This window comes from Pasteurella pantherarum, assembly GCF_049670885.1.
In the GTDB taxonomy this organism is placed as follows: Bacteria; Pseudomonadota; Gammaproteobacteria; order Enterobacterales; family Pasteurellaceae; genus Pasteurella.
Window position 1 is genome coordinate 2166621 of the sequence record NZ_CP187173.1, and the last position, 23814, is coordinate 2190434.

Here is a 23814-nt window from a genome sequence, read left to right on the forward strand (position 1 = left end):
GGTTTTTGGGGTTGTAGCTATTTTTTCCAATTCTTCAACGCATCAGCAAAGGCGTTGCCCATGGTGCTGTGGTTAGATGAGCGATCACGCCCTTTGGCTGGTGGATTGTTGCGAGGTTTAGCCGATAAAGTGCGGTCATTTTTAGACAGATTTTTATCTACGGGCTTTTCTTCTAACCGCATAGTCAGTGCAATACGTTTGCGAGGCACGTCCACTTCCAGCACTTTCACTTTCACAATGTCGCCCGTTTTCACTACTTGGTGCGGATCTTCCACGAATTTATCCGACAACGAAGAAATATGCACTAAACCGTCTTGATGCACGCCAATGTCCACAAACGCCCCGAAGTTGGTTACGTTAGTTACAGTCCCTTCTAAAATCATACCCGGTTTTAAATCGCTGATTTCTTCTACGCCGTCCATAAAGGTAGCGGTTTTGAACTCACCACGTGGGTCACGACCCGGTTTTTCAAGCTCTTTGAAAATATCCTGCACTGTTGGTAAACCAAACTGTTCATCAATAAATTTTTTCGCATCAAGTTGACGAACGGCACTGGCATTGCCCATTAAATCTTGGATTGATTGCTCGGTCGCTTGCAAAATCTTCTCAACCACAGGATAAGCCTCTGGGTGAACGCCCGACGCATCAAGTGGGTTTTTCCCTGCGGCAATTCGCATAAAGCCTGCACATTGCTCAAAGGCTTTGGGTCCTAAACGGGGCACTTTTTTCAGTTGTTCACGACTGTCGAAACGTCCGTTTTCATCACGATAGGTAACAATATTTTGTGCTAGGGTTTTGGTCATGCCTGCCACACGTGCCAATAATGGGGCGGAGGCGGTGTTTAAATCCACACCAACGGCGTTAACGCAGTCTTCCACCACGGCATCTAATTTACGGGCTAATTGGCTTTGATTGACATCATGCTGATATTGCCCCACACCAATGGCTTTCGGTTCAATTTTCACCAACTCGGCAAGGGGATCTTGCAAGCGACGAGCAATGGATACCGCTCCACGCAATGACACGTCTAGCTCAGGAAATTCGGTTGCGGCTAATTCGGAAGCAGAATACACGGAGGCACCAGCCTCGCTCACCACCACGGTTTGCGGTTTGTTGCCCTCAATGGCTTTGATCACCTCTTTGGCAAAACGCTCGGTTTCACGAGAGGCGGTGCCGTTACCAATGGCGATTAATTCCACTTGATGGGTTTTGATGAGGCGATAAAGGGTTGCCATGGCGGCGTCCATTTGCCCTGTGTGTGGATAAATGGTGTCAGTGGCGAGTAATTTACCTGTGTTATCCACAACGGCGACTTTCACCCCTGTACGCAGCCCTGGGTCTAAGCCCATAGTATTTTTCGCCCCTGCAGGTGCCGCCATTAACAGTGCGGTCAGATTGCGAGCAAATACATCAATGGCTTCTTCTTCCGCTTTTTCACGCAAACTTGCCATTAATTCGGTTTCGAGGTGTAAAGCAACTTTAATTTTCCACGTCCATGCAATCACTTGCTCACGCCATTTATCCGCAGGCTGCCCCGTGAAACGCACGCCTAAATGGTTGCGGATAATCTCTTCACAATAACTTTGACGTACACCTTCTTCTTGTTCGGGATCCGCATTTAAGCCTAATTGCAGAATGCCTTCGTTACGCCCACGAAACATGGCAAGTGCACGGTGCGATGGCACATTTTTCAATAATTCTTGGTGATCAAAATAATCTTGGAATTTTGCCCCTTCTGCTTCTTTGCCTTCCAAAACTTTGGCAAAAATGACCGCACTTTGTTGCAAATAAGTCCGCACTTTTGCGAGCAAGGCAGCATCTTCGGCAAAGCGTTCCATTAAAATGTATTTTGCTCCGTCTAAGGCGGCTTTGGCGTCAGCGATACCTTTTTCACTGTCTACGAAAGAAAGTGCGGTGGTTTCTGGATCATTTTCTGGGCTGTTCCAAAGTAAATCCGCCAAGGGCTCAAGCCCTGCTTCAATGGCGATTTGCCCTTTGGTGCGGCGTTTGGGTTTGTAAGGCAAATATAAATCTTCCAATTCGGTTTTGCTTTGTACTTGCTGAATTTGGTGACGAAGTTCGTCAGTTAATTTGCCTTGTTCTTCAATGGATTTCAAAATGGTTTGACGACGGTCTTCCAATTCACGTAAATAGATCAAACGGGTTTCAAAATGGCGTAATTGAGTGTCATCTAATCCGCCCGTCACTTCTTTACGATAACGAGCGATAAACGGAATGGTGTTGCCATCGTCCACTAATTGAATGGCGGCGAGAATTTGTTGAGGTTGCACGGCAAGTTCCGTGGCAATAATTTGGCTGATTTGTTGATTAAGCATCATGATTTAAAACTCAAGAGATAGAGGCAATAAAAGCGAGCTGATGCCCGCTTTTTGTTGAATTAGGGTGCGATATTGCACGGTAAGGGTTGTTGTTTGTTGTCGGTGACGGCGATCAGCTGGTTGTTGCTTGAGCTCATTAAATACAATCCCCCATTTAAGCAATATAAGCTTTGTGCACCTGCCAGCCCAACTAAGGCTGGGTTTTTAGCATCAAAGGATCGAAAATGTATCGTATGGGCATGGCTTGTTGGTGTGTTAAGTGCCTGTCCTGCTGTAGCATCTGCTTTTGGCGTAGCGGTTTGTGCCTGTGCCTCATTTGGGGTGAGGGCTTCACTTAATAAATAACCAGCTGCCGCACCTGTTGCAAAGCTCGCTAAGCGATTGCCTGTATTGGCAGGGGCTTTTGTCGCATTTTGTTGAATTTGTTGATTGAACGTAGCATCAGGCTGTTGTTGCGTATTTTTCTGTGTTTGTTGTGTGGCAGCACTTTGTCTTGCAGGCAATGCGGGTTTACTTGCCACAGGGCGAGATGCCCCACTTGAACGTCCACCACGAGCACTTTTTGCTTCACTGATTGCGGTGACAGACAAAGCTAAAATCGCGGTTAATGCAATCACTTTTTTCATGTTAATTCCTTATTGAAGATCCATAATGATAACGTCCTCATTATACAGAAAAGCACAAAATAAAAAATAGTGGACAGCGTTAGTCGGAAAGGCTGTGATGAGGTAAAATATCCTCTCTTTGTTTATTGGAATGATCATCATGGCGAAATCAAATTACATTACCCGAGCAGGCTGGAATGTTTTAGATCAAGAACTGAAGTTTTTATGGAAAGAGGAACGCCCGAAAGTCACCCAAGCGGTCTCTGATGCGGCGGCATTAGGTGATCGCAGTGAAAATGCGGAATATATTTACGGAAAACGCCGTTTGCGAGAAATTGATCGTCGAGTGCGTTTTTTAACTAAGCGTTTAGATGTTCTGCAAATTGTGGATTATCACCCAAAACAAGAAGGCAAAGTCTTTTTTGGGGCGTGGGTTGCCTTAGAAAATGAGGCGGGTGAAGAAAAATGCTATCGTATTGTGGGTTGTGATGAGTTTGATCCTGCGAAAAACTGGATTTCTATTGATTCCCCTGTGGCAAGAGCCTTAATTGGTAAATCCATTGATGATGAAATTAAAGTGCAGACCCCGTCTGGCTTAGTGGTGTTATATGTGAATCGTATTTGGTATGAAAAAGGTTAGTCCTTTGGCAAAAGTGCGGTGCTTTTTCGCCACGTTTTCCCCATAAAAAAGACCGAGCCATTTGCTCGGTCTCATTGAGGACTGATAAAAGCCCGTTATTTTTTTGCACCGATCGGTAAAATTTCTCGACCATAAGAGTCAATAAACATTTCTGCTGCGGCTAAATAGAAAGCACAAAATGCCGTAATTAATCCTAAATATCCACCAATGTTCACAATGCTGTGGTTACCTGTGGCATCACCAATGGCAAGTGCATAAAAGGTTAAGGTTAAGAAGAAGAAAATCGCTTGTAACGCACGTGGTTTACTAAAGCTTGATAAGAACATCATTAACGTAAAGGTTCCCCAAATCGCTAAATACCATGCGATGAAGGTTGCTGGTGTGTCGCCTTTAAAGAAGACAACAAATAATGCCCATGACCACCAAAACGCCCCATAGCTAATAAATGCGGTAAAACCAAAGGTGTTGCCTTTTTTATATTCAAACATACCTGCAATCATTTGTGCAGTCCCACCGAAAGCGAACGCCATCGCAATCACCAAGCCCACACTTTGTGTGTCAAAAATGCCTGCATTAATTAAACAAAGTAACCAAGTTGTTAACGCAAAACCGCATAAGCCTAATGGACCAGGATTTGCGTATTTATTTTTTGATGATGACATAAAAAATTTCCTTAAAATGTAAATCAAAATAAGCCGATAAAAAGGTGCAATAGTATCCTCGATCTGGGGTTAGAAAGAAAGAGAAATGCGAAAAAAATTTGTTTATAAAACAGACGAGCTCAAAAAGTTGATCAAAATCACATTTTTGATAAATTTTGCCAAATTTACTACTTTTCAAGCAGTGAATTGAATATAATTTTTTTCAGTTTAAATAATTTATATTTTTTAGATATTAGGAGAATCATTATGAGTCACACCGCTGAAATCGAAATCAGTCCAGCACAGGCCGAAGTTAATGCATTGGTTGAAAAAGGGTTGGTGGCATTAGAAGAATTTCGCAAACTTAATCAACAACAAGTTGATTATATCGTTGCGAAAGCTTCTGTAGCTGCACTTGATCAACACGGTGTTTTAGCGATGCACGCTTATGAAGAGACTGGACGTGGGGTATTTGAAGATAAAGCGACTAAGAACTTATTTGCTTGCGAATACGTGGTCAATAATATGCGCAACTTGAAAACCGTTGGTGTGATCAGTGAAGATGATGTAACAGGTATTACTGAAATCGCCGACCCTGTTGGTGTGGTATGTGGTATTACACCAACCACTAACCCAACATCGACTGCGATTTTCAAAGCCCTTATCTCTCTTAAAACACGTAACCCAATTGTTTTTGCTTTCCACCCTTCAGCACAAAAATCTTCTGCTCATGCTGCTCGTGTTGTTTATGAAGCTGCTGTTGCCGCTGGGGCACCAAAAAACTGTGTGCAATGGATTGAAAACCCATCTATGGAAGGTACTGCTGCCTTAATGAAACACCCTGGCATTGCGACCATTCTTGCTACTGGGGGTAACGCAATGGTGCAAGCCGCTTACTCATGTGGTAAACCAGCACTTGGTGTAGGGGCAGGTAACGTACCAGCTTATGTGGAAAAAACTGCAAACATCAAACAAGCCACACATGATATCGTGATGTCAAAAGCGTTCGATAACGGTATGATTTGTGCTTCTGAACAAGCGGCGATCGTTGATGATGAAGTATACGATGAATTTGTTGCTGAAATGAAATCTTACGGCGTTTACTTTGTGAATAAAAAAGAAAAAGCTTTATTAGAAGAATTCATTTTCGGTGTTAAAGCAAACAGTGCAAATTGTGCGGGTGCAAAATTAAATGCAAATGTCGTGGGTAAACCTGCTACATGGATTGCTGAACAAGCTGGTTTCAAAGTGCCAGAAAAAACCAATATTTTGGTCGCAGAATGTAAAGAAGTGGGTGAGAAAGAACCACTTACTCGTGAAAAACTTTCTCCAGTACTTGCAATCTTAAAATCTAACTCAACAGAACAAGGTTTTGCTTTATCAGAAGCCATGGTGAATTTCCACGGTTTAGGACACTCTGCGGCAATTCACACTAAAGATGCTAACATTGCAAAAGCTTTCGGTGAACGAGTGAAAGCGATTCGTGTGATTTGGAACTCACCATCTACTTTCGGTGGTATCGGTGATGTTTATAACGCCTTCCTTCCATCACTCACATTAGGTTGTGGTTCATACGGTAAAAACTCCGTGGGTAACAACGTAAGTGCGGCGAATTTATTAAATATTAAACGTGTGGGAAGACGGAGAAATAACATGCAGTGGTTCAAAGTGCCTTCAAAAATCTATTTTGAACGCGATTCAATCCAATATTTACAATCCATGAAAGGCATGGAACGTGTGGTTATCGTCACAGATAGAACCATGGTTGATCTTGGCTTTGTAGAAAAAATTGCTAAACAAATTACAGCACGTGGTAACCATGTGACTTATCAACTTTTCGCTGATGTTGAGCCAGATCCATCAATCGAAACTGTACGTCGTGGTACCGAATTAATCCGTAACTACCAACCAGATACCATTATTGCATTAGGTGGTGGTTCTGCAATGGATGCGGCAAAAGTAATGTGGTTATTCTATGAACAACCAGAAGTTGACTTCCATGACTTAGTACAAAAATTCATGGATATTCGTAAACGTGCGTTCAAATTCCCACAATTAGGTCGTAAAGCTCGCTTCATCGGTATCCCAACCACTTCTGGTACAGGTTCTGAAGTGACACCATTTGCGGTTATTACCGAAGGTGATAAAAAATATCCAATTGCGGACTACTCTTTAACACCAACTGTGGCAATTGTTGACCCTGCATTCGTACTTAGCGTGCCAGCTCATGTTGCAGCGGATACAGGTTTAGACGTGTTAACTCACGCAACTGAAGCTTATGTGTCTGTACTTGCTAATGACTTTACTGATGGTCTTGCATTACAAGCAATCAAATTAGTATTTGAACATTTAGAGCGATCAGTGAAAGAAAAAGATCCTGAAGCACGTGAAAAAATGCACAATGCTTCAACCATGGCAGGTATGGCGTTTGCGAACGCATTCTTGGGTATGAACCACTCTCTTGCTCACAAAATTGGGGGACGTTTCCATACTCCACACGGTCGTACCAATGCAATCTTAATGCCGCATGTTATTCGTTATAACGGTACACGCCCACAAAAAACAGCGACATGGCCAAAATACAATTACTACAAAGCAGATATTAAATATCAAGATATTGCTCGTATGCTTGGCTTACCTTGTGCAACACCAGAAGAAGGTGTGAGATCTTATGCTCAAGCCTGTTATGAGCTTGCTCAACGCGTTGGTATCAAAATGTCGTTTAAAGAACAAGGCATTAATGAAAAAGAATGGATGGACGCACGTCGTGATATTGGCTTACTTGCCTTTGAAGACCAATGTTCACCAGCTAACCCACGCTTACCAGTAGTAAGTGATATGGAAGTGATTTTAACTAACGCCTACTATGGTTATGATGCAAATCAATACTAATTAATCGTTAACAAAAAGTGCGGTCAATATGAAAAAAGTTTTGATCGCACTTTTTTTATGCCTTTCAAACGTTCTACCAACACCATAATCAATTTTACATTCAGGCAAAATCCTTTAATATTTTTTGCTTAACCGTTAACAGGATATTCCAACAAAAATTTTCTGTTAGGACAGCCACAATGAAAAATTACACTTTGTATTTCGGACTCGCATTAGTTGGCTTATTTACCTTCATTGTCCATCAACTTGCCCATACAGAAGTTATGGTTAACGCGAAAATCAGTGCATTAACCATGGCTATTTTGTCAGGCATGCTATTCGGTAACACCCTCTACCCCAAAATAGCTCAACAAGTCGAACAAGGTATCATTTTTGCCAAAGGTCCTTTGTTGCGTTTAGGCATTATTTTGTATGGCTTTCGATTAACCTTACAAGAAATTAGCCATGTTGGTTTTCATGCTATTGCGACAGATGTGGTTATGCTCGTCAGCACGTTTTTCCTCACCTTATGGATCGGGATTCGTTATTTGAATATGAACAAACATCTCGTTTATCTTACCGCGGGTGGTTGTAGTATTTGTGGTGCGGCTGCCATTATGTCCATGCAACCCGTGATCAAAGCAGAATCCCATCACATTTCAATTTCAGTGGCAGTCATTGTGATTTTCGGCACGATTTCGATGTTTTTATATCCGTTGATGTACCCTTATCTCACAGATTGGTTGAATGAACATCAGTTCGGTATTTATATTGGGTCGAGCATACATGAAGTGGCTCAAGTGTATGCTGCGGGAGGCAGTATTGCCCCTGCGGTGGCTGATACAGCGGTGATGTCTAAAATGATTCGGGTAATGATGCTCGCCCCTTTCTTATTACTGGTGCCTTGTATCTGGCGATCACCACATCACCCCCCCTTCAAAATGAAAAAAATCACGATTCCTTGGTTTGCTTTTTTATTTATTTTCATGGTGGTGATCAATTCCTTTTTCGTAATTCCCGCACATCTTGTGGCTTGGCTTATCGAAATGGATGAATTATTGCTGATTGCCGCCATGACAGCACTTGGTTTTACAACACATATCAGTGCCGTTAAACAAGCAGGTATCAAACCGCTTATTTTAGGGGCATTGGTGTTATGCTGGTTAGTGATTGGTGGATTTTTTGTCAATGTTGGCATTAGCCAGTTATGGTAAGGCTCAGAACATCACAAAAGTGCGGTCTGTTTTCAAAAAGTATTAAAGTGGATTACACTTTTTGATACAAAGCGTGATGGAATATGAAGACACAAAAAAGAGCAAATAGGTGGCTATTTGCTCTTTTTTATTAAGGGTTATTTTGCTTTTTTATGCATTTAAGATATTTTGGATTTCAGTCATACTTAAATGATAGCCGTGTGGACACGCACGCCAAACATCTAACATTCGAGTATATTTATCCCACATTGGGATTTGGGAATCACAACCATGTTCACAACGCATAAATTCTTGATATTTTCCTTCCACGCCTGTGATAAAACGAAGATAATTCAAATATTTTTTCTCACGAATGGCACAATATCCCGCAAATTGTAAGCGGTGTGGCGTTAAGGCAGATTGATCACTGAGGTTATTATAAGAAATCTGCAATGCCTGATACATTTCTAAAGTATCTAATACGGCTTGGCATTCTGCTTCAGATAAATCAGCAAATTCTTTATCTAATTCTTTCAGTTCTAATGCAAATCCCCCTTTCACAATGGCTTCTAAACGTTGGTATTTTTTTGCATTTTCACTGTCTAATAAGCCCATTAATTTATATTGGTTTGCCAGAATCAGACGTTGCGTGGCAGTCATTTCCATAATGTTATTCCTTTTAGTCTATTTCGTTTAAAATATCTTGTGAAAGATCCTGTTTTGGTGTGCTGACTTTTCCATCTTTAACTCGGTATTCGAGATTTTGGAAATAGGCTTCACGGAAGGTGATATAAGGATCTTGAGATTGGTCTAATAAGGCTTCTTTATCTAAGGCTTTAGCACGACCATCAATGGCTTGAATGCCAGATTTCAGGAAAGACCAAGGCCCTAATAAAGAAAGCATAGGATATGTCGTATCCGCTAAGTTGCCGATATCCTGTCTTGGTGTGGCTGGACCATAAAATGGCAACATCACATAAGAACCTGTTTCCACGCCGTAGTGACCTAAGGTATCGCCAAAGCGACGATTGCGGTCAATTTTCAACGGGGCACTATAACTTGCCACATCAATTAACCCAGCAATACCGAACACGGAGTTTATCCAGAAACGATTAAAATGGACCATCGCTTTTTTAAACTCACCTGAAAGTAAGCGGTTAACAAAACTGGCGGGTTCATCAAGGTTGTTTGCCACATTGGTTAAGCCCGATTTAACAGGGGTGGGAACATAGTTTTTCCAGCCTGTTGCCACAGGTTTTAACACATAGGGATCGACCACTTTATAGTTGAAATCCCACATTGTACGGTTAAATCCCTCAAGGGGATCTTGACGCTCGCCTGTTTGAGGATCAACCGTCGCACAGCCACTTAATAACACCGACGTGAAAGCGAGTGTAGTAAGGAATCCTGTTCTTTTCATACATTTTCTCAGTCAAAGTAAAAGACAGTTCATTTTAGCAAGTTAATGATTAACTACAAAACACTTTGTTTAAGAGAAATGACTTGCTTAAAAATGTATTTTTATGCAATATAAAAGAATAAATATTCATTTAAACGTTTGCGAAAATAACTTGAATACTTGTGCATTGTCCATTAGAATTGCGAGGTTTAACTTTTGTTCAGAAACCCTCTGATAAAGAGTCGATTTTCAGACACGATTTAGTGCCTTTATTTTAGCCGCCCCTTTCAAAGTGCGGTGGTTTTTAAAAAAGTTTTCACTAAGTTGTGGTTAATGAACATTCGTAAGTGTTCAACCAAAACATAGGAGTAATTTATGTCTGAACCAGCAATTTTGGTATTGGCAGATGGTAGCGTCTTCCACGGTACGTCTATTGGGGCAAAGGGCCACACCATAGGCGAAGTGGTTTTTAATACTTCCATGACAGGCTATCAAGAAATTCTAACTGACCCTTCTTATTTTCGACAAATCGTCACTTTAACTTATCCTCACATTGGTAATACTGGCACAAACACGGAAGACCGAGAGTCCAACAAGGTTTATGCATCGGGCTTAATTATTCGTGACTTACCTTTATTACACAGCAATTTCCGCTCATCCATGAGCTTAAGTGATTACCTTGAAACCAATAATGTGGTTGCCATTGCTGACATTGATACACGCCGTTTAACCCGCATTTTACGTGATAAAGGTGCACAAGCAGGATGCATCATGACAGGCGAGATTGATGAAGCGAAAGCCCTTGAATTCGCCAAAAGTTTTGGTTCCATGGCGGGGAAAGATCTGGCTCAAGAGGTCTCAAGCCCAGATGCATTTACTTGGACATCAGGAGAATGGCAATTAGGCAAAGGCTATGTGAACCAAGCCAAAACCGAATTTAATATTGTTGCTTATGATTTTGGCGTGAAACACAATATTTTAAGAATGTTGGCTGAGCGTGGCTGTAAAATCACAGTGGTTCCTGCCAAAACGCCCGCAGAGCAAGTGTTGGCGTTAAATCCAGATGGGATTTTCTTGTCAAATGGACCGGGTGATCCTGAGCCTTGCGATTATGCCATTTCCGCCATTCAAACCTTATTAGCGTCGAAAAAACCGATTTTTGGTATCTGCTTAGGTCATCAGCTACTTGGCTTAGCCGCAGGCGGAAAAACCAAGAAAATGGCATTCGGACACCACGGGGCAAACCACCCAGTGCAAGATCTCGACAGCCAGAAAGTGTTGATCACCAGCCAAAACCACGGTTTTGAAGTGGATGAAGCCAGTTTACCAAGCAATGTGCGTGTGACTCACCGATCACTCTTTGACCATTCGGTGCAAGGTATTGAACTCACAGATCAGGTGGCGTTCTCCTTCCAAGGTCACCCAGAAGCGAGCCCAGGTCCAAATGACGTGGCGTATTTATTTGATAAATTTATTCATGCCATGCGTAAGGCAAATTTAAGTCAGTGATCGACTTATCACATCATGAATAAAAAATGACATGTGCGTAGAAGAAGACAAAAAGCAATTCATCTACGCCACCTTTATCGAATCATCACCGCACTTTACATCAGAAATTCGAGGCTCAATGATGTTAACAGCTTATGCCTATCAACTTGTCAATGTTTTTGCTGAAAGCCATTTTGGCGGCAATCCGTTGGCTGTTTTTCCACAGGCAGATGGCTTAACGGATCAACAAATGCAACTGATAGCACGACAATTTAATTTGTCTGAAGTGGTCTTTGTACAGCAAGCCGAGCAAGCAAGTGCGGTTAAAAAATTACGCATTTTTACCCCTGATTATGAATTACCTTTTGCGGGTCACCCTACGCTTGGGGCGGCTTTTGTGCTACACCGCCAATTGAATTTACCCGAACATTATCAACTGCAAACAAATGCAAAGCTTGTTGAGATTTATCATCAACAACATCAGATTCTTCTGGGGTTGAATACGGATATTCAGGTTAATCCTATCAAGGATGATCCCCTTTTATATGCAAAATTATTGGGGTTGCAACTTGCGGACATTGCTCAAATCGCTTGGGTTAATACGGGAAGTCAGCAATTGCTTATCCAACTTCATTCTGCTTCGGCGATTAAAACTTGCCAAATTGACACCGCACTTTTTCATCAACTGGTTCAACAATCGGCATTATATGTTTGGTTTGAAGCACATCATCAAGCCAAAGTGCGGTTATTTTTTGGCTCAAATGGGGCGGTGGTGGAAGACCCCGGCACAGGATCCGCTGCTGCAAATTTAGGGGGATTATGCATCAAAAATGGCTTAACACCACTTAATTGGACAATTGTCCAAGGCGATGAAATCCAACGTCCAAACCGTTTAACACTCAGCGTTGATGAATCGCAAACCATTTATGTAGGCGGTAACGTGATAGCAGTAGGAAAGGGCGAGTTTTTTGTGCCGAGTGGTGAGGCAAGTCAAGGAAATGGTTAAGCGTCTGTACAGAAAGAAACTCGAAAAATGAATATTTATTGCTTATTATTTGATGATTACGAAACGCTAGACTTAATGGGACCGATTGAGTTTCTGTTCCGAGTGCCTAAAGTACAGCTTCATTATATTTCTAAACAAGGTGGACTGATTAAAAGCCGTCAAGGTTTTAAAATAGAGACCACTTCTATCACATGTTTACCAGAAAAGAGTATATTGCTGATTCCTGGTGGACAAGGTACACGTCAGTTAGTCAAAGATATACCATTTTTAACTTGGTTAACCCAACTTGTGGATAAGGCTGAGTTTTGTCTGAGTGTTTGTACAGGCTCCGCTTTATTGGCTGCTACGAAACAGCTAGATGGAAAATGGGCAACATCCAATAAATTAGCATTTGAATGGGTTCGTCAAATAAATCCACATGTGAAGTGGAAAGCCGTTGCTCGTTGGGTAAGAGAAGGCAAGTTTTATACTTCATCGGGTGTGTCCGCAGGAATGGATATGACCTTAGGTTTTATTTGTGATCAGTTCGGTGAAGAGCTTGTGTATCAGATCGCCAATCAGACAGAATACGTTTGGAATGCAGATCCGAATAAAGATGATTTTGCCACGTTATATGCTGAGCAATGAATATTGTCACCGAATGAAAGGCGTTGTATTGCATTGATAGCGTATAGCAAATTTAAAGTCACAGGCATAAGCCTGACGTGATTCAAGCTAAACAAAAGTGCGGTTAAATTTTTAATCGTTTTACAGAGAGAGAACAAAAATGCCAAAACGTACAGATATAAAAACTATTTTGATTATTGGAGCTGGTCCGATTGTGATTGGGCAGGCGTGTGAATTTGACTACTCGGGTGCTCAGGCGGTGAAAGCCTTGCGTGAGGAAGGTTATAAAGTGGTGTTAGTCAACTCTAACCCCGCCACTATTATGACAGATCCGAATATGGCGGATGTGACCTATATTGAACCGATTGAGTGGCAAACTGTTGAGAAAATCATCGAAAAAGAACGCCCAGATGCGATTTTGCCGACAATGGGCGGGCAGACTGCGTTGAACTGTGCGTTAGATTTGTCGAAAAACGGGGTGTTGAAAAAATACAATGTGGAGCTGATTGGGGCGACAGAAGATGCCATTGATAAAGCCGAAGATCGGGGGCGTTTTAAAGAAGCGATGGAAAAAATTGGCTTAAACACGCCAAAATCTTTTGTTTGTCATACCTTTGAAGAAGCTTGGGCGGCACAAGCAGAAGTCGGTTTTCCAACATTAATTCGTCCGTCTTTTACGATGGGCGGATCGGGCGGTGGTATTGCCTATAATAAAGATGAGTTTCAGGCTATTTGTGAACGTGGCTTTGATGCTTCACCCACCCATGAACTCTTGATCGAGCAGTCCGTATTAGGTTGGAAAGAATATGAAATGGAAGTGGTGCGTGATAAAGCAGATAACTGCATTATTGTGTGTTCCATTGAGAATTTTGACCCAATGGGCGTGCATACGGGAGATTCAATTACCGTAGCACCGGCACAAACCTTAACCGATAAAGAATATCAAATTATGCGTAATGCGAGCCTTGCGGTATTGCGTGAAATTGGTGTGGATACGGGCGGTTCTAACGTGCAATTTGCAATTAACCCTGAAAATGGCGAAATGATCGTCATTGAAATGAACCCTCGTGTCAGCCGTTCTTCTGCGTTGGCATCTAAAGCAACGGGTTTCCCAATTGCGAAAGTGGCGGCAAAATTAGCGGTGGGTTATACCTTAAATGAACTCCGTAATGATATTACGGGCGGATTAATTCCAGCCTCCTTTGAGCCATCAATTGACTATGTGGTGACGAAAGTGCCACGTTTTGCCTTTGAAAAATTCCCACAAGCGGATGATCGTTTAACCACACAAATGAAATCGGTGGGGGAAGTGATGGCAATGGGGCGGACGTTCCAAGAGTCGTTACAAAAAGCCTTGCGTGGTTTAGAAACGGGCATTTGTGGCTTTAATTTAATGTCGGAAGAGTTGGAAAAAATCCGTCAAGAATTAGGTAATCCTGGTCCGACTCGTATTTTATATGTGGCAGATGCATTTGGGGCAGGCTTTACCTTAGATGAAGTGCATCATTACAGTAAAATCGATCCTTGGTTCTTAATTCAGATTCAAGATTTGGTGTTAGAAGAATTAGCACTTGAAAAACGCACCTTAGATGAATTGGATTATGCAGAACTTCGTCGTTTAAAACGTAAAGGCTTTTCCGATAAACGTATTGCACAATTAACCAAATCTGAAGAAAGTGCGGTACGAAATAAACGTTTTTCTGTTAATTTACATCCTGTTTATAAACGGGTGGATACCTGTGCAGGGGAATTTACATCAGATACGGCGTATTTATATTCTACCTATGAAGAAGAATGTGAAAGCCGTCCATCAGATAAGAAAAAAATCATGATCTTAGGGGGCGGTCCGAACCGTATTGGTCAGGGGATTGAGTTCGATTATTGCTGTGTGCATGCTTCGCTTGCCTTGCGTGAAGCAGGTTTTGAAACCATTATGGTGAACTGTAACCCAGAAACCGTTTCAACGGATTTTGATACCTCTGATCGTCTATATTTTGAGCCATTAACATTGGAAGATGTGCTTGAGATTATTCATGTGGAAAAACCGTATGGCGTGATTGTGCATTATGGTGGGCAAACACCATTGAAACTCGCTAATGATTTACATGCCAACGGGGTGAACATTATTGGTACCTCCGCAGACAGCATTGATGCTGCAGAAGATCGTGAACGTTTCCAAAAAATTCTGCATCAATTACATTTAAAACAACCTACCAACCGTACAGCACGCAATGCAGAAGAAGCCGTGAAATTGGCAGAAGAAGTGGGGTATCCGTTAGTGGTTCGTCCTTCTTATGTTTTAGGCGGCCGTGCGATGCAGATTGTGTATAACGTGGAGGAGTTAAACCGTTATATGCGTGAGGCAGTTTCGGTATCGAATGACAGCCCGATTTTATTAGATCACTTCTTAAATAATGCCATTGAAGTGGATGTGGATTGCATTTGCGATGGTGAAGATGTGGTGATCGGCGGCATTATGCAACATATTGAACAAGCAGGGATTCACAGTGGGGATTCAGCATGTTCATTACCGCCTTATTCCTTAAGCCAAGAGGTGCAAGATGAAATTCGTCGTCAAACGGCGGAAATGGCATTTGCCTTAGGGGTGAAAGGCTTAATGAATGTGCAATTTGCGGTGCAAGACGGGGTGATTTATGTGTTAGAAGTGAACCCTCGTGCAAGCCGTACCGTGCCGTTTGTGAGCAAAGCGACAGGGCGTCCATTAGCGAAAATTGCTGCACGTGTGATGGCGGGGGAAAGCCTGAAAGCACAAGGCATTCAAGGTGAAGTGATTCCACCGTTTTATTCGGTGAAAGAGGCGGTCTTCCCGTTCATCAAATTCCCGGGCGTTGATACGGTGTTAGGCCCTGAAATGCGTTCAACAGGTGAGGTGATGGGTGTAGGGAAAACCTTTGCGGAAGCCTTCTTAAAAGCCCAATTGGGTGCGGGCGAGCGTATCTCAAAAACGGGCAAGGTCTTTTTGTCTGTCAATGATGGTGATAAGTCACGTTTACTGCCTATCGCAAGAAAACTGCAAGAGTCTGGTTATGGCTTATGTGCTACGTTAGGGACGGCAAAATTCTTGTGTCAACACGGACTGGCGGTACAAACCATTAAAAAAGTACGTGAAGGCCGCCCAAATATCGTGGATGCGATCAAAAATGGGGAAATTGCCATGGTGATTAACTCCGTCAGTGGATTGGCAGAAAGTGTGACAGACGGGCATGCGATTCGTCGCAGTGCATTACAACAAAAAGTGATGCTACAAACCACCTTGGCAGGGGCTGAAGCACTGGTGGGCAGTTTAGCCTATCTTGATCATTTCGATGTGTATTCTGTGCAAGATTTGCATCAAAGCTTGGCATAATCTGGTGTTATTAAAGAAAAGTGCAGATCAGGGGATCTGCATTTTTTATTGCCTATTTTAGGCATTCCGTTTTAGGATAGGCGTTTATCTCGTACAATCAATGCGACAGCACAAGCGAAATAAAAGGCAGAGATCCCATATCTGTCAAATATAAAATAGAGTAGAATACCGCTCAAATTTAAAAGCTTAATCAATTAGGAGTAATTCTTATGGCAACACGTAAAGAACTGGCAAATGCGATCCGCTTTTTAAGTATGGATGCAGTACAAAAAGCAAAATCAGGGCATCCTGGTGCCCCAATGGGCATGGCGGACATTGCTGAGGTATTATGGCGTGATTTTTTGAAACATAATCCAACCAATCCAAAATGGGTCGACCGAGATCGTTTTATTTTATCCAATGGTCATGGCTCCATGTTGATTTATAGCTTATTACATTTAACGGGATATGATTTATCCATTGACGATTTAAAACAATTTCGTCAATTACATTCAAAAACACCAGGACACCCAGAATATGGTTATGCACCTGGTGTAGAAACCACCACAGGGCCGTTAGGTCAAGGGATTACGAATGCCGTGGGCTTTGCCATTGCAGAAAAAACCCTTGCACATCAATTTAATCGTCCAGGACACGACATTGTGGATCACTATACCTACGCATTTTTAGGCGATGGTTGTTTAATGGAAGGGATTTCACATGAAGCCTGTTCTTTAGCGGGAACATTAGGTTTAGGCAAATTAATTGCCTTTTATGACGATAATAATATTTCCATTGATGGTCATGTTGATGGTTGGTTTACCGATGATACACAAAAACGTTTCGAAGCCTATGGCTGGCATGTCGTACCTGCAATTGATGGTCACAACCCAGAGCAAATCCTTGATGCGATCAAACAAGCTCAAGCCGAGAAAAACAAACCAACGTTAATTATTTGTAAAACAATCATTGGGTTTGGCTCACCAAACAAATCCAATTCACACGATTGCCACGGTGCCCCATTAGGTGATGAAGAAATTGCCTTAACACGTCAAGCCCTAAATTGGCATTATGCCCCGTTTGAAATTCCCGCAGATATTTATGCACAGTGGGATGCAAAAGCTAAAGGTCAAGCGGCAGAAACCGCATGGGAAGAAAAATTTGCAGCTTATGCAAAAGCCTATCCTGAATTAGCGGCAGAATTTACCCGTCGTGTAAATGCTGAATTACCAGCAAACTGGGCAACAGAATCACAAGCCTTTATTGAACAATTACAAGCCAATCCAGCCAGCATTGCTAGCCGTAAAGCCTCGCAAAATGCGATTGAAGCGTATGCAAAATTATTGCCTGAATTTTTAGGAGGATCGGCGGATTTAGCCAGCTCTAACTTAACCTTATGGTCTGGTTCAAAACCTATCCGTGCGGTGGAAAATGCAGATGGTAACTACTTAAATTATGGTGTGCGTGAATTTGGTATGTCAGCCATTATGAACGGTATTGCCTTACATGGTGGATTTATTCCTTACGGGGCGACATTCTTAATGTTCATGGAATATGCACACAATGCGGTGCGTATGGCTGCATTAATGAAACAACGTGCATTATTCGTTTACACCCACGATTCTATTGGGCTAGGTGAAGATGGTCCAACCCATCAACCTGTGGAACAAACTGCCGCATTACGTTTAATTCCGAATTTAGAAACTTGGCGTCCGTGCGATCAAGTGGAATCGGCAGTTGCATGGAAAGCCGCCGTGGAGCGTAAAGAAGGCCCAAGTGCGTTAATTTTCACCCGTCAAAATCTTGCACAAATGAACCGCACTTCTGCACAATTAGCGGATGTGGCTCGTGGTGGTTATGTGCTACGTCATAGCGAAAACCCAGATCAGCCAGATTTAATCTTCATCGCAACAGGCTCTGAAGTCGAATTAGCCATGAAAGCGGCAGACGTTTTATCGGCAGAAGGGGTAAACGTGCGTGTGGTTTCTATGCCAAGTACCAACGTATTTGATAAACAAGATGCAGCATACCGTGAAAGCGTATTACCGAGCCATGTCACTAAACGTGTTGCCATTGAAGCAGGAATTGCAGATTTCTGGTACAAATATGTCGGCTTTGGTGGACGTATTGTGGGCATGACCACCTTTGGCGAGTCCGCACCAGCAGATCAATTATTCAAACTCTTCGGTTTCACCGTTGAAAATGTGGTGGCAAAAGCCAAAGAAATCCTTTAATTTGAAAAGGCATTAAACAAAACAGCACGTTAGCCAAAGGCGTTAACGTGCTGTTTTTTTATCTTTGCTTTTTTGTCAGTCTAGCCAATCAAAAGGTGGGGCGAAAACGTTTTGAAAATCGACCGCACTTTATGTTGTCGGAATGTTGTCGGACGGTTATCCCCCCAAATCCACACTGACCACTTCGGGTTCATTTTTTAATAGCAAATAAATGTTTTGTAGCATGGTGGTTTTGTCCGTGATTAAACAACGAATATTTAAACGGACATCATGACTATTCGGTAAATCTCGCACATTGAGGCTATCAACAAGATAATTATTGTTAATTAAAATATCGGTGACTTTCCCAATGGCATGAGGGGTATTCAACTGAATGGTCAGTTTTGTTTTGCGGATTCTCTCTTGACGACGAACCAAGCTTTGCACAATCGGGCTTAAACGTACAGCAATTAAAATCATCATTGTGGCGATGATAGCATCAAAGAAAAAGCCAGCCCCCGTCGCAATACCAATGCCTGCGGCTGCCCAAATAATGGCGGCAGTGGTTAAGCCAGAAATGGCATCATTGCTTTTACGCAAAATCACCCCCGCCCCTAAAAAACCAATACCACTAATCACCTGTGCGGCTAAACGCATTGGATCGGTTCGAATATTTTCGGAGACTTGTGCATAATGTTCTGCCGCTTGAATAGAGACAATCGTCAACACACAAGTGGTGATAGCAATAATCACACAGGTTTTCACCCCTACGGGTTTACGTTTCAGCTCACGCTCGAAACCAATGACACCACCGAGTACCATTGCCATGAACATTTTAGCGAGAATAGAAAAATGTGCAGAGGCAAGCAAAAGATTAAAAAGTTCTAAGGGAGATTTCATAGACCATCGAATTAAAAATAACCACAACTCCGATCATTGTAGCAAGCTAACCTTGAGACCTCCATAGCTAAGTGAAAATATATTTTTTACCTGAAACATGAACATCGTTTTTCTGATTTATGTTCAAGATTGAGGGGTTATGCCATGTGTTTTTTAAACCAGCTTGAGACAAAAAACAGACATCTTTGAACGGTTGGCTTGATGTGGAAACGTGCCTTGAACAGCTTGAATTTTCGCCCATTTTTCTTTACTATTTTGTCTATTTCATGCCAACAAAACTTAGCAAAAAACCACCGCACTTATGCCTGATAAACTCTTTGCTTTTACACATACTTTCATGCGTTTAGCATACCAACATCGCAAAAAATGTTATCTGTTTTGGGCATTGGAATTGGCAACCGTCATTTTTTTTAGTTTGATCGATGGGCATTTTGTTTTTTTCAATGATGCAAACATGAAATATGCCTCTTACCATCATATTACGGTAGAAATTAGACAACAGCGTGTTTACGGTAAACTGAATAAATATATAACGGTCAAACAGCGTAATCACCATTGTTATCAAGCACATTGTGGCTTGCCTGCAGAAGGCGAGTATCAGCTTGATGAGTTGCAATTTATTACCCTTGATGGCAAAGACTATATTAAGAAAATGTGCGTGAAAAATTCCCTGTGTTACCAAAATCTTTTTGATGAGCAGGTCGAATATTATTTAACCGCCTTGCGTGCCCAAAAAATTACACAGCTTTGGGAGCTTATCTGGAAATTGATTGTTTACAATGTGCTTTTCTATCCCCTCATGCTCTATACCTTTGAGCGACACCAGCAAGAAGCAAAAATGCAAGAAATGCCTGCTCATCATACTGAGGAACAGGGCGAAATTTTGATTTAATGTGATGAAAACGTCCAGAAAGGTTGCCCTTCTGGACGGCGGTTGATTACAAGGTTACGCATCTTGAGAAAAGGCTTGAGTGAGGCATTCCAAGTCTTCTTGCACACTCAGCCACGTCATTTCCACCTCTTCAAGTTGTTTTTTGATTTTCACTTGTTCGCTTAAAAGTGCGGTCATTTTGTCTTTATTTTCCGCTAAATATAATTCACTATCGCCCAGTTGGTGTTCAATGTGGGCAAGTTGTTGTGAAAGTGCCTCCATTTGGGTTTCGCATTGTTGTAATTTTTTGCGAAGTGGGGCGGTTTGTTGACGTAATTCGGCTTCACGGCGTTTTTGTTCTTTCCGATTGGCACTGCTGTTGTCTGCTGTGGTTGGGGAAGTATTTGACGTTTTGACTTCAGGTGCACGGTTTATTTCATTCAACCATTTTTGATAATCCTCCAAATCCCCTGAAAAAGGTTCCACTTTTTTATCATGTACTAAATAAAATTCTTCCACCGTATTGCGTAGCAAATGGCGATCGTGCGACACCACCACCAATGAGCCTTGATAATCCACTAAGGCTTCCGTTAAGGCTTGTCGCATATCTAAATCTAAATGGTTGGTTGGTTCATCAAGTAACAATAAATTCGGGCGTTGCCACACAATTAAGGCTAACACCAAACGGGCTTTTTCTCCGCCAGAGAAGGATTTTACCGCTTCATTGACTTTATCCCCTTTAAAGGCAAACCCACCGAGGTAATCACGCAGTTGTTGTTCCGTTTGCTGTGGAGCAATTTTTTGTAAGTGCCATAAGGGGCTTTCTTCCGCACGTAAGGTGTCGAGTTGATGTTGGGCAAAATAACCCAGTTGCACCCCTTTGGCTAATTGCACCGTACCAAATAAAGGGGGCAATTCCCCTGCCAATAATTTGATCAAGGTGGATTTACCTGCCCCGTTTTTACCCAATAAGCCAATGCGAGATCCTGGCACAAGGTTCAATTTGATTTTTTCTAAAATTTCTACCGCACTTTTCCCGTCCACGGCAGGATAACCTGCACTCACCTGTTCCATAGAAAGTAGCGGATTGGGCAAAGAAATAGGATCACGAAATTGAAAATGGAAAGGATTATCCACATAAGCGGGGGCGATAAGCTCCATCCGTTCAAGGGCTTTCATTCGGCTTTGTGCTTGTTTGGCTTTGGTTGCTTTGGCTTTAAAACGATCGATATATTTTTGTAGGTGTGCCACTTTTTGTTGTTGCTGGCGATAAAGTGCGGTTTGTTGGGCTAATTTTGTCGCACGTTGCACCTCAAAAGAGGAATAATCGCCTGTGTATTCATTCAGCTTTTGGTGTTCAATATGCAGAATTTTATTCACAATGGGATCGAGGAAATCACGGTCGTGAGAAATCAGCACTAAGGTGCCTTTGTATTGGACGAGCCAACGCTCAAGCCACATCACGGTGTCGAGATCCAAATGGTTGGTCGGTTCATCAAGTAGCAATAAATCGGAAGGACAAAGCAATGCTTGTGCCAGATTTAAACGCATACGCCAGCCCCCTGAAAAGGATTTGACGGGCTGTGTGAGTTCTTCTTGACTAAAGCCTAACCCATGCAACAGTGAGGCAGCACGAGATTGGATTGTCCAAGCATCAATGGCGTCGAGCTGGGCATGTAAATGGGCAATTTGATTGCCATCGCCTTGTGCATTGGCTTTTTCTAACGCCTGTTGTAAACGACAATATTCTCGATCGCCTTCAATCACATAATCCAGTGCTGCTGTCTCCAATGCGGGAGTTTCCTGATTCACCCAAGACAGCGACCAATTGGCAGGAAAATTGACATCGCCCCCTTCGGCACTGATTTCTTGTTTTAATAAGGCTAATAAGGAAGATTTTCCGCAGCCATTTTTGCCCACAAGACCCACTTTTTGACCTGGATTGATGGCGGCAGAGGCATTGTCGAGCAACAAAGATTGCCCACGTTTTAAGGTTAAATTTGTGAAAAAAAGCATGGTTTGTCAGTATTTCTCTTGCTGTTTTTATTATAGAATGAGCTATTCTCTACTTTTTTATCGGAGTTGCCAATGTTTGATTCACTCATCGTGCAGTTTGTGGTGTTATGGGCTGTTATCGATCCGATTGGTTCGGTCCCGGTTTACTTAACAAAAACCGTCGGCTTATCTGTGGAAGACAGACGTAAAATTGCCTTAAAAGCCGTGATTATTGCAACGGGGATTTTAATGTTCTTTCTGATTTTAGGCCAAGGACTGTTGGAAGCGATGCAAATTCCCTTAACCGCCTTTCAAATTGCAGGGGGATTGGTGCTGTTATTATTTGCATTAACAATGATTTTTGGTGAAGGTAAACCTGAAAATGAAATGAGAATGTCTTCCAGTTTAAGTGAACTGGCGGTTTACCCCCTTGCGGTGCCTTCCATTGCATCACCCGGGGCAATGATGGCGATTGTATTGTTAACGGATAACCATCGCTTTAGCTTTTTTGATCAAGTGATCACCACGTTTATCATGCTGTCTATTTTATTTATTACCTATTTGTTGTTTTTAATGGCAAATCGTATTCAACGTTTAATTGGTAACACAGGGGCGGCGGTGATTAGTCGAGTAATGGGATTGATTCTTGCGGCAGTTGCCATCAACAATATGTTAGTCGGTATTCGGGATTTTTTCACTCAGGTTGTCTAGACGAAAATCGAGAAGAAAAAAGTGAAAAGAAAAAACGCCAAAAGAAGAAATGTAGCAAATGTTTGCTACATTTTTTTATGCCTGCTTGTTCGGTTTTTTTACCCTAATTTCCTTCTCCAACTTTTCGCTTTCTTGCCGATTTCGTTATGCCTCTCTCTTTTCGTGCACGAATGACAATCGCCCATCAGGCATGGCAAAACTTTTCTAAAACCTACCGCACTTTTTCTCTCATTTTCCCAATAAACGGGAACATGAATGTTGTGTTTTGCTTAGTTTTTGCTTAGGCGTTGGGAGGGGAAATGGTATTTATGCGGTTTTGCCACAGAATAAGGCTGGCGGGATAGGCGACGGGTCTTGTTTGTCATCAACTTTTTCATTTCAAAAGAATAAATTAAACAATATTTATCCGCTTGTCAGCCAGATTTTTTGAGAGTTGTGAATCAAATCACAAAATCCATCATTAAAAATTAAAAATATCTAACCACCATGTAAAACCTGATTGAAAGCATAAAATAAGCTATTATCATAGGGTATAAATCGTTATACTGCTTATTCCATAAAGCGGTAAAACGGCTTTTAAAAAACTAGAATAAGCAATAATGAAATATTGCCTAAAGCGAGGGTTAATCACAGGCACTTGGCTGGTGTGGTGAATTAATTCCTCTCTTGACAGCAAGAAAGCAAGTATTATTCACAACATCATTCTTTCAAATAAGGAGTGCGAAATGACAAACGCAGAACTTCTGCAAGAAGGCATTAACCTGATGTTTGCTGGCGTCGGATTTGTAATGCTTTTCTTACTGATTCTGATTTATGCCATCAAATGCATGTCACTTTTGGTTAATAGATTCTTTCCAGAACCTGTTGCCACCCCAACACCTTCCACTACTCAACCTGAACTTTCTGATTTAGAACGATTACGTCCTGTGATTGTCGCCGCTATTGCACATCACCGCCGTCAACAAGGACTCAAATAATACGTTAAAAGGA

Annotated in this window: 18 protein-coding genes; 11 read left to right on the top strand and 7 right to left on the bottom strand. The window is 42.0% G+C overall.

The features are described 5' to 3' along the window. Positions 1 to 17: 17 nt before the first annotated feature. On the bottom strand, positions 18 to 2336 hold the full coding sequence (locus tag ACPEEM_RS10225) for a Tex family protein (protein ID WP_424408257.1): 2319 nt from the start codon (positions 2334 to 2336) through the stop codon (positions 18 to 20). Positions 2337 to 2398: 62 nt separating this feature from the next. Beyond that, a complete protein-coding gene (locus tag ACPEEM_RS10230; protein ID WP_424402006.1) occupies positions 2399 to 2965 on the bottom strand; it encodes a hypothetical protein in 567 nt (188 codons plus the stop codon). Between the two features lie 139 nt (positions 2966 to 3104). Here ACPEEM_RS10230 and greB point away from each other — a divergent pair, with 139 nt between their 5' ends. Next, positions 3105 to 3584 (top strand): transcription elongation factor GreB, encoded by a 480-nt coding sequence (gene greB / locus ACPEEM_RS10235; protein ID WP_424402007.1) that lies wholly within the window; start codon positions 3105 to 3107, stop codon positions 3582 to 3584. Positions 3585 to 3679: 95 nt separating this feature from the next. On the opposite strand, the gene ACPEEM_RS10240 is transcribed toward greB, so the two are convergent. Beyond that, positions 3680 to 4246, bottom strand: coding sequence for an acetate uptake transporter (locus ACPEEM_RS10240; RefSeq protein ID WP_424402008.1), 567 nt, complete (start codon positions 4244 to 4246; stop codon positions 3680 to 3682). Positions 4247 to 4492: 246 nt separating this feature from the next. Between ACPEEM_RS10240 and adhE the strand changes: the two genes are divergently transcribed. Further along, complete coding sequence (gene adhE, locus ACPEEM_RS10245) at positions 4493 to 7117, top strand: bifunctional acetaldehyde-CoA/alcohol dehydrogenase (protein ID WP_424402009.1); 2625 nt, start codon at positions 4493 to 4495, stop codon at positions 7115 to 7117. 179 nt (positions 7118 to 7296) lie between these two features. Then, positions 7297 to 8310 carry a YeiH family putative sulfate export transporter gene (locus ACPEEM_RS10250; RefSeq protein ID WP_424405109.1) on the top strand — a complete coding sequence of 338 codons (1014 nt, stop codon included), beginning with the start codon at positions 7297 to 7299 and terminating at the stop codon, positions 8308 to 8310. A gap of 150 nt (positions 8311 to 8460) precedes the next feature. Here ACPEEM_RS10250 and ACPEEM_RS10255 read toward each other — a convergent pair whose 3' ends face one another. Both ACPEEM_RS10255 and ACPEEM_RS10260 read right to left on the bottom strand, forming a co-directional pair. Beyond that, on the bottom strand, positions 8461 to 8955 hold the full coding sequence (locus tag ACPEEM_RS10255) for a YfbU family protein (RefSeq protein WP_424402011.1): 495 nt from the start codon (positions 8953 to 8955) through the stop codon (positions 8461 to 8463). Positions 8956 to 8968: 13 nt separating this feature from the next. Beyond that, the gene (locus ACPEEM_RS10260; RefSeq protein WP_424406918.1) at positions 8969 to 9709 is read right to left on the bottom strand and encodes an MlaA family lipoprotein; all 741 of its coding nucleotides are present in this window, start codon (positions 9707 to 9709) and stop codon (positions 8969 to 8971) included. A 354-nt stretch (positions 9710 to 10063) separates the two neighbouring features. Between ACPEEM_RS10260 and carA the strand changes: the two genes are divergently transcribed. From carA to tkt, 5 genes are all read left to right on the top strand, one after another. After that, positions 10064 to 11197: a glutamine-hydrolyzing carbamoyl-phosphate synthase small subunit gene (gene carA / locus ACPEEM_RS10265; protein WP_424402013.1), complete on the top strand. Its 1134-nt coding sequence runs from the start codon at positions 10064 to 10066 to the stop codon at positions 11195 to 11197. A gap of 121 nt (positions 11198 to 11318) precedes the next feature. Next, entirely contained in the window at positions 11319 to 12182 is an 864-nt protein-coding gene (locus ACPEEM_RS10270) for a PhzF family phenazine biosynthesis protein (RefSeq protein ID WP_424404118.1), read from the top strand. Between the two features lie 27 nt (positions 12183 to 12209). After that, complete coding sequence (locus ACPEEM_RS10275; RefSeq protein WP_424402014.1) at positions 12210 to 12809, top strand: DJ-1/PfpI family protein; 600 nt, start codon at positions 12210 to 12212, stop codon at positions 12807 to 12809. Between the two features lie 139 nt (positions 12810 to 12948). Next, positions 12949 to 16155, top strand: coding sequence for a carbamoyl-phosphate synthase large subunit (gene carB, locus ACPEEM_RS10280; protein WP_424402015.1), 3207 nt, complete (start codon positions 12949 to 12951; stop codon positions 16153 to 16155). A 209-nt stretch (positions 16156 to 16364) separates the two neighbouring features. After that, a complete protein-coding gene (tkt, locus tag ACPEEM_RS10285; protein ID WP_424402016.1) occupies positions 16365 to 18368 on the top strand; it encodes a transketolase in 2004 nt (667 codons plus the stop codon). Between the two features lie 156 nt (positions 18369 to 18524). On the opposite strand, the gene ACPEEM_RS10290 is transcribed toward tkt, so the two are convergent. Further along, entirely contained in the window at positions 18525 to 19247 is a 723-nt protein-coding gene (locus ACPEEM_RS10290; protein ID WP_424402017.1) for an MgtC/SapB family protein, read from the bottom strand. A gap of 301 nt (positions 19248 to 19548) precedes the next feature. Here ACPEEM_RS10290 and ACPEEM_RS10295 point away from each other — a divergent pair, with 301 nt between their 5' ends. After that, entirely contained in the window at positions 19549 to 20139 is a 591-nt protein-coding gene (locus ACPEEM_RS10295) for a hypothetical protein (protein ID WP_424406920.1), read from the top strand. A 54-nt stretch (positions 20140 to 20193) separates the two neighbouring features. Here ACPEEM_RS10295 and ACPEEM_RS10300 read toward each other — a convergent pair whose 3' ends face one another. Further along, positions 20194 to 22134 carry an ABC transporter ATP-binding protein gene (locus ACPEEM_RS10300; protein WP_424406922.1) on the bottom strand — a complete coding sequence of 647 codons (1941 nt, stop codon included), beginning with the start codon at positions 22132 to 22134 and terminating at the stop codon, positions 20194 to 20196. Positions 22135 to 22206: 72 nt separating this feature from the next. On the opposite strand from ACPEEM_RS10300, the gene ACPEEM_RS10305 reads away from it, so the two are divergent. Beyond that, positions 22207 to 22824 (top strand): MarC family protein, encoded by a 618-nt coding sequence (locus ACPEEM_RS10305; protein WP_424402020.1) that lies wholly within the window; start codon positions 22207 to 22209, stop codon positions 22822 to 22824. A gap of 725 nt (positions 22825 to 23549) precedes the next feature. Next, complete coding sequence (locus ACPEEM_RS10310) at positions 23550 to 23801, top strand: oxaloacetate decarboxylase subunit gamma (protein ID WP_424402021.1); 252 nt, start codon at positions 23550 to 23552, stop codon at positions 23799 to 23801. The last annotated feature ends 13 nt before the right edge of the window (positions 23802 to 23814 follow it).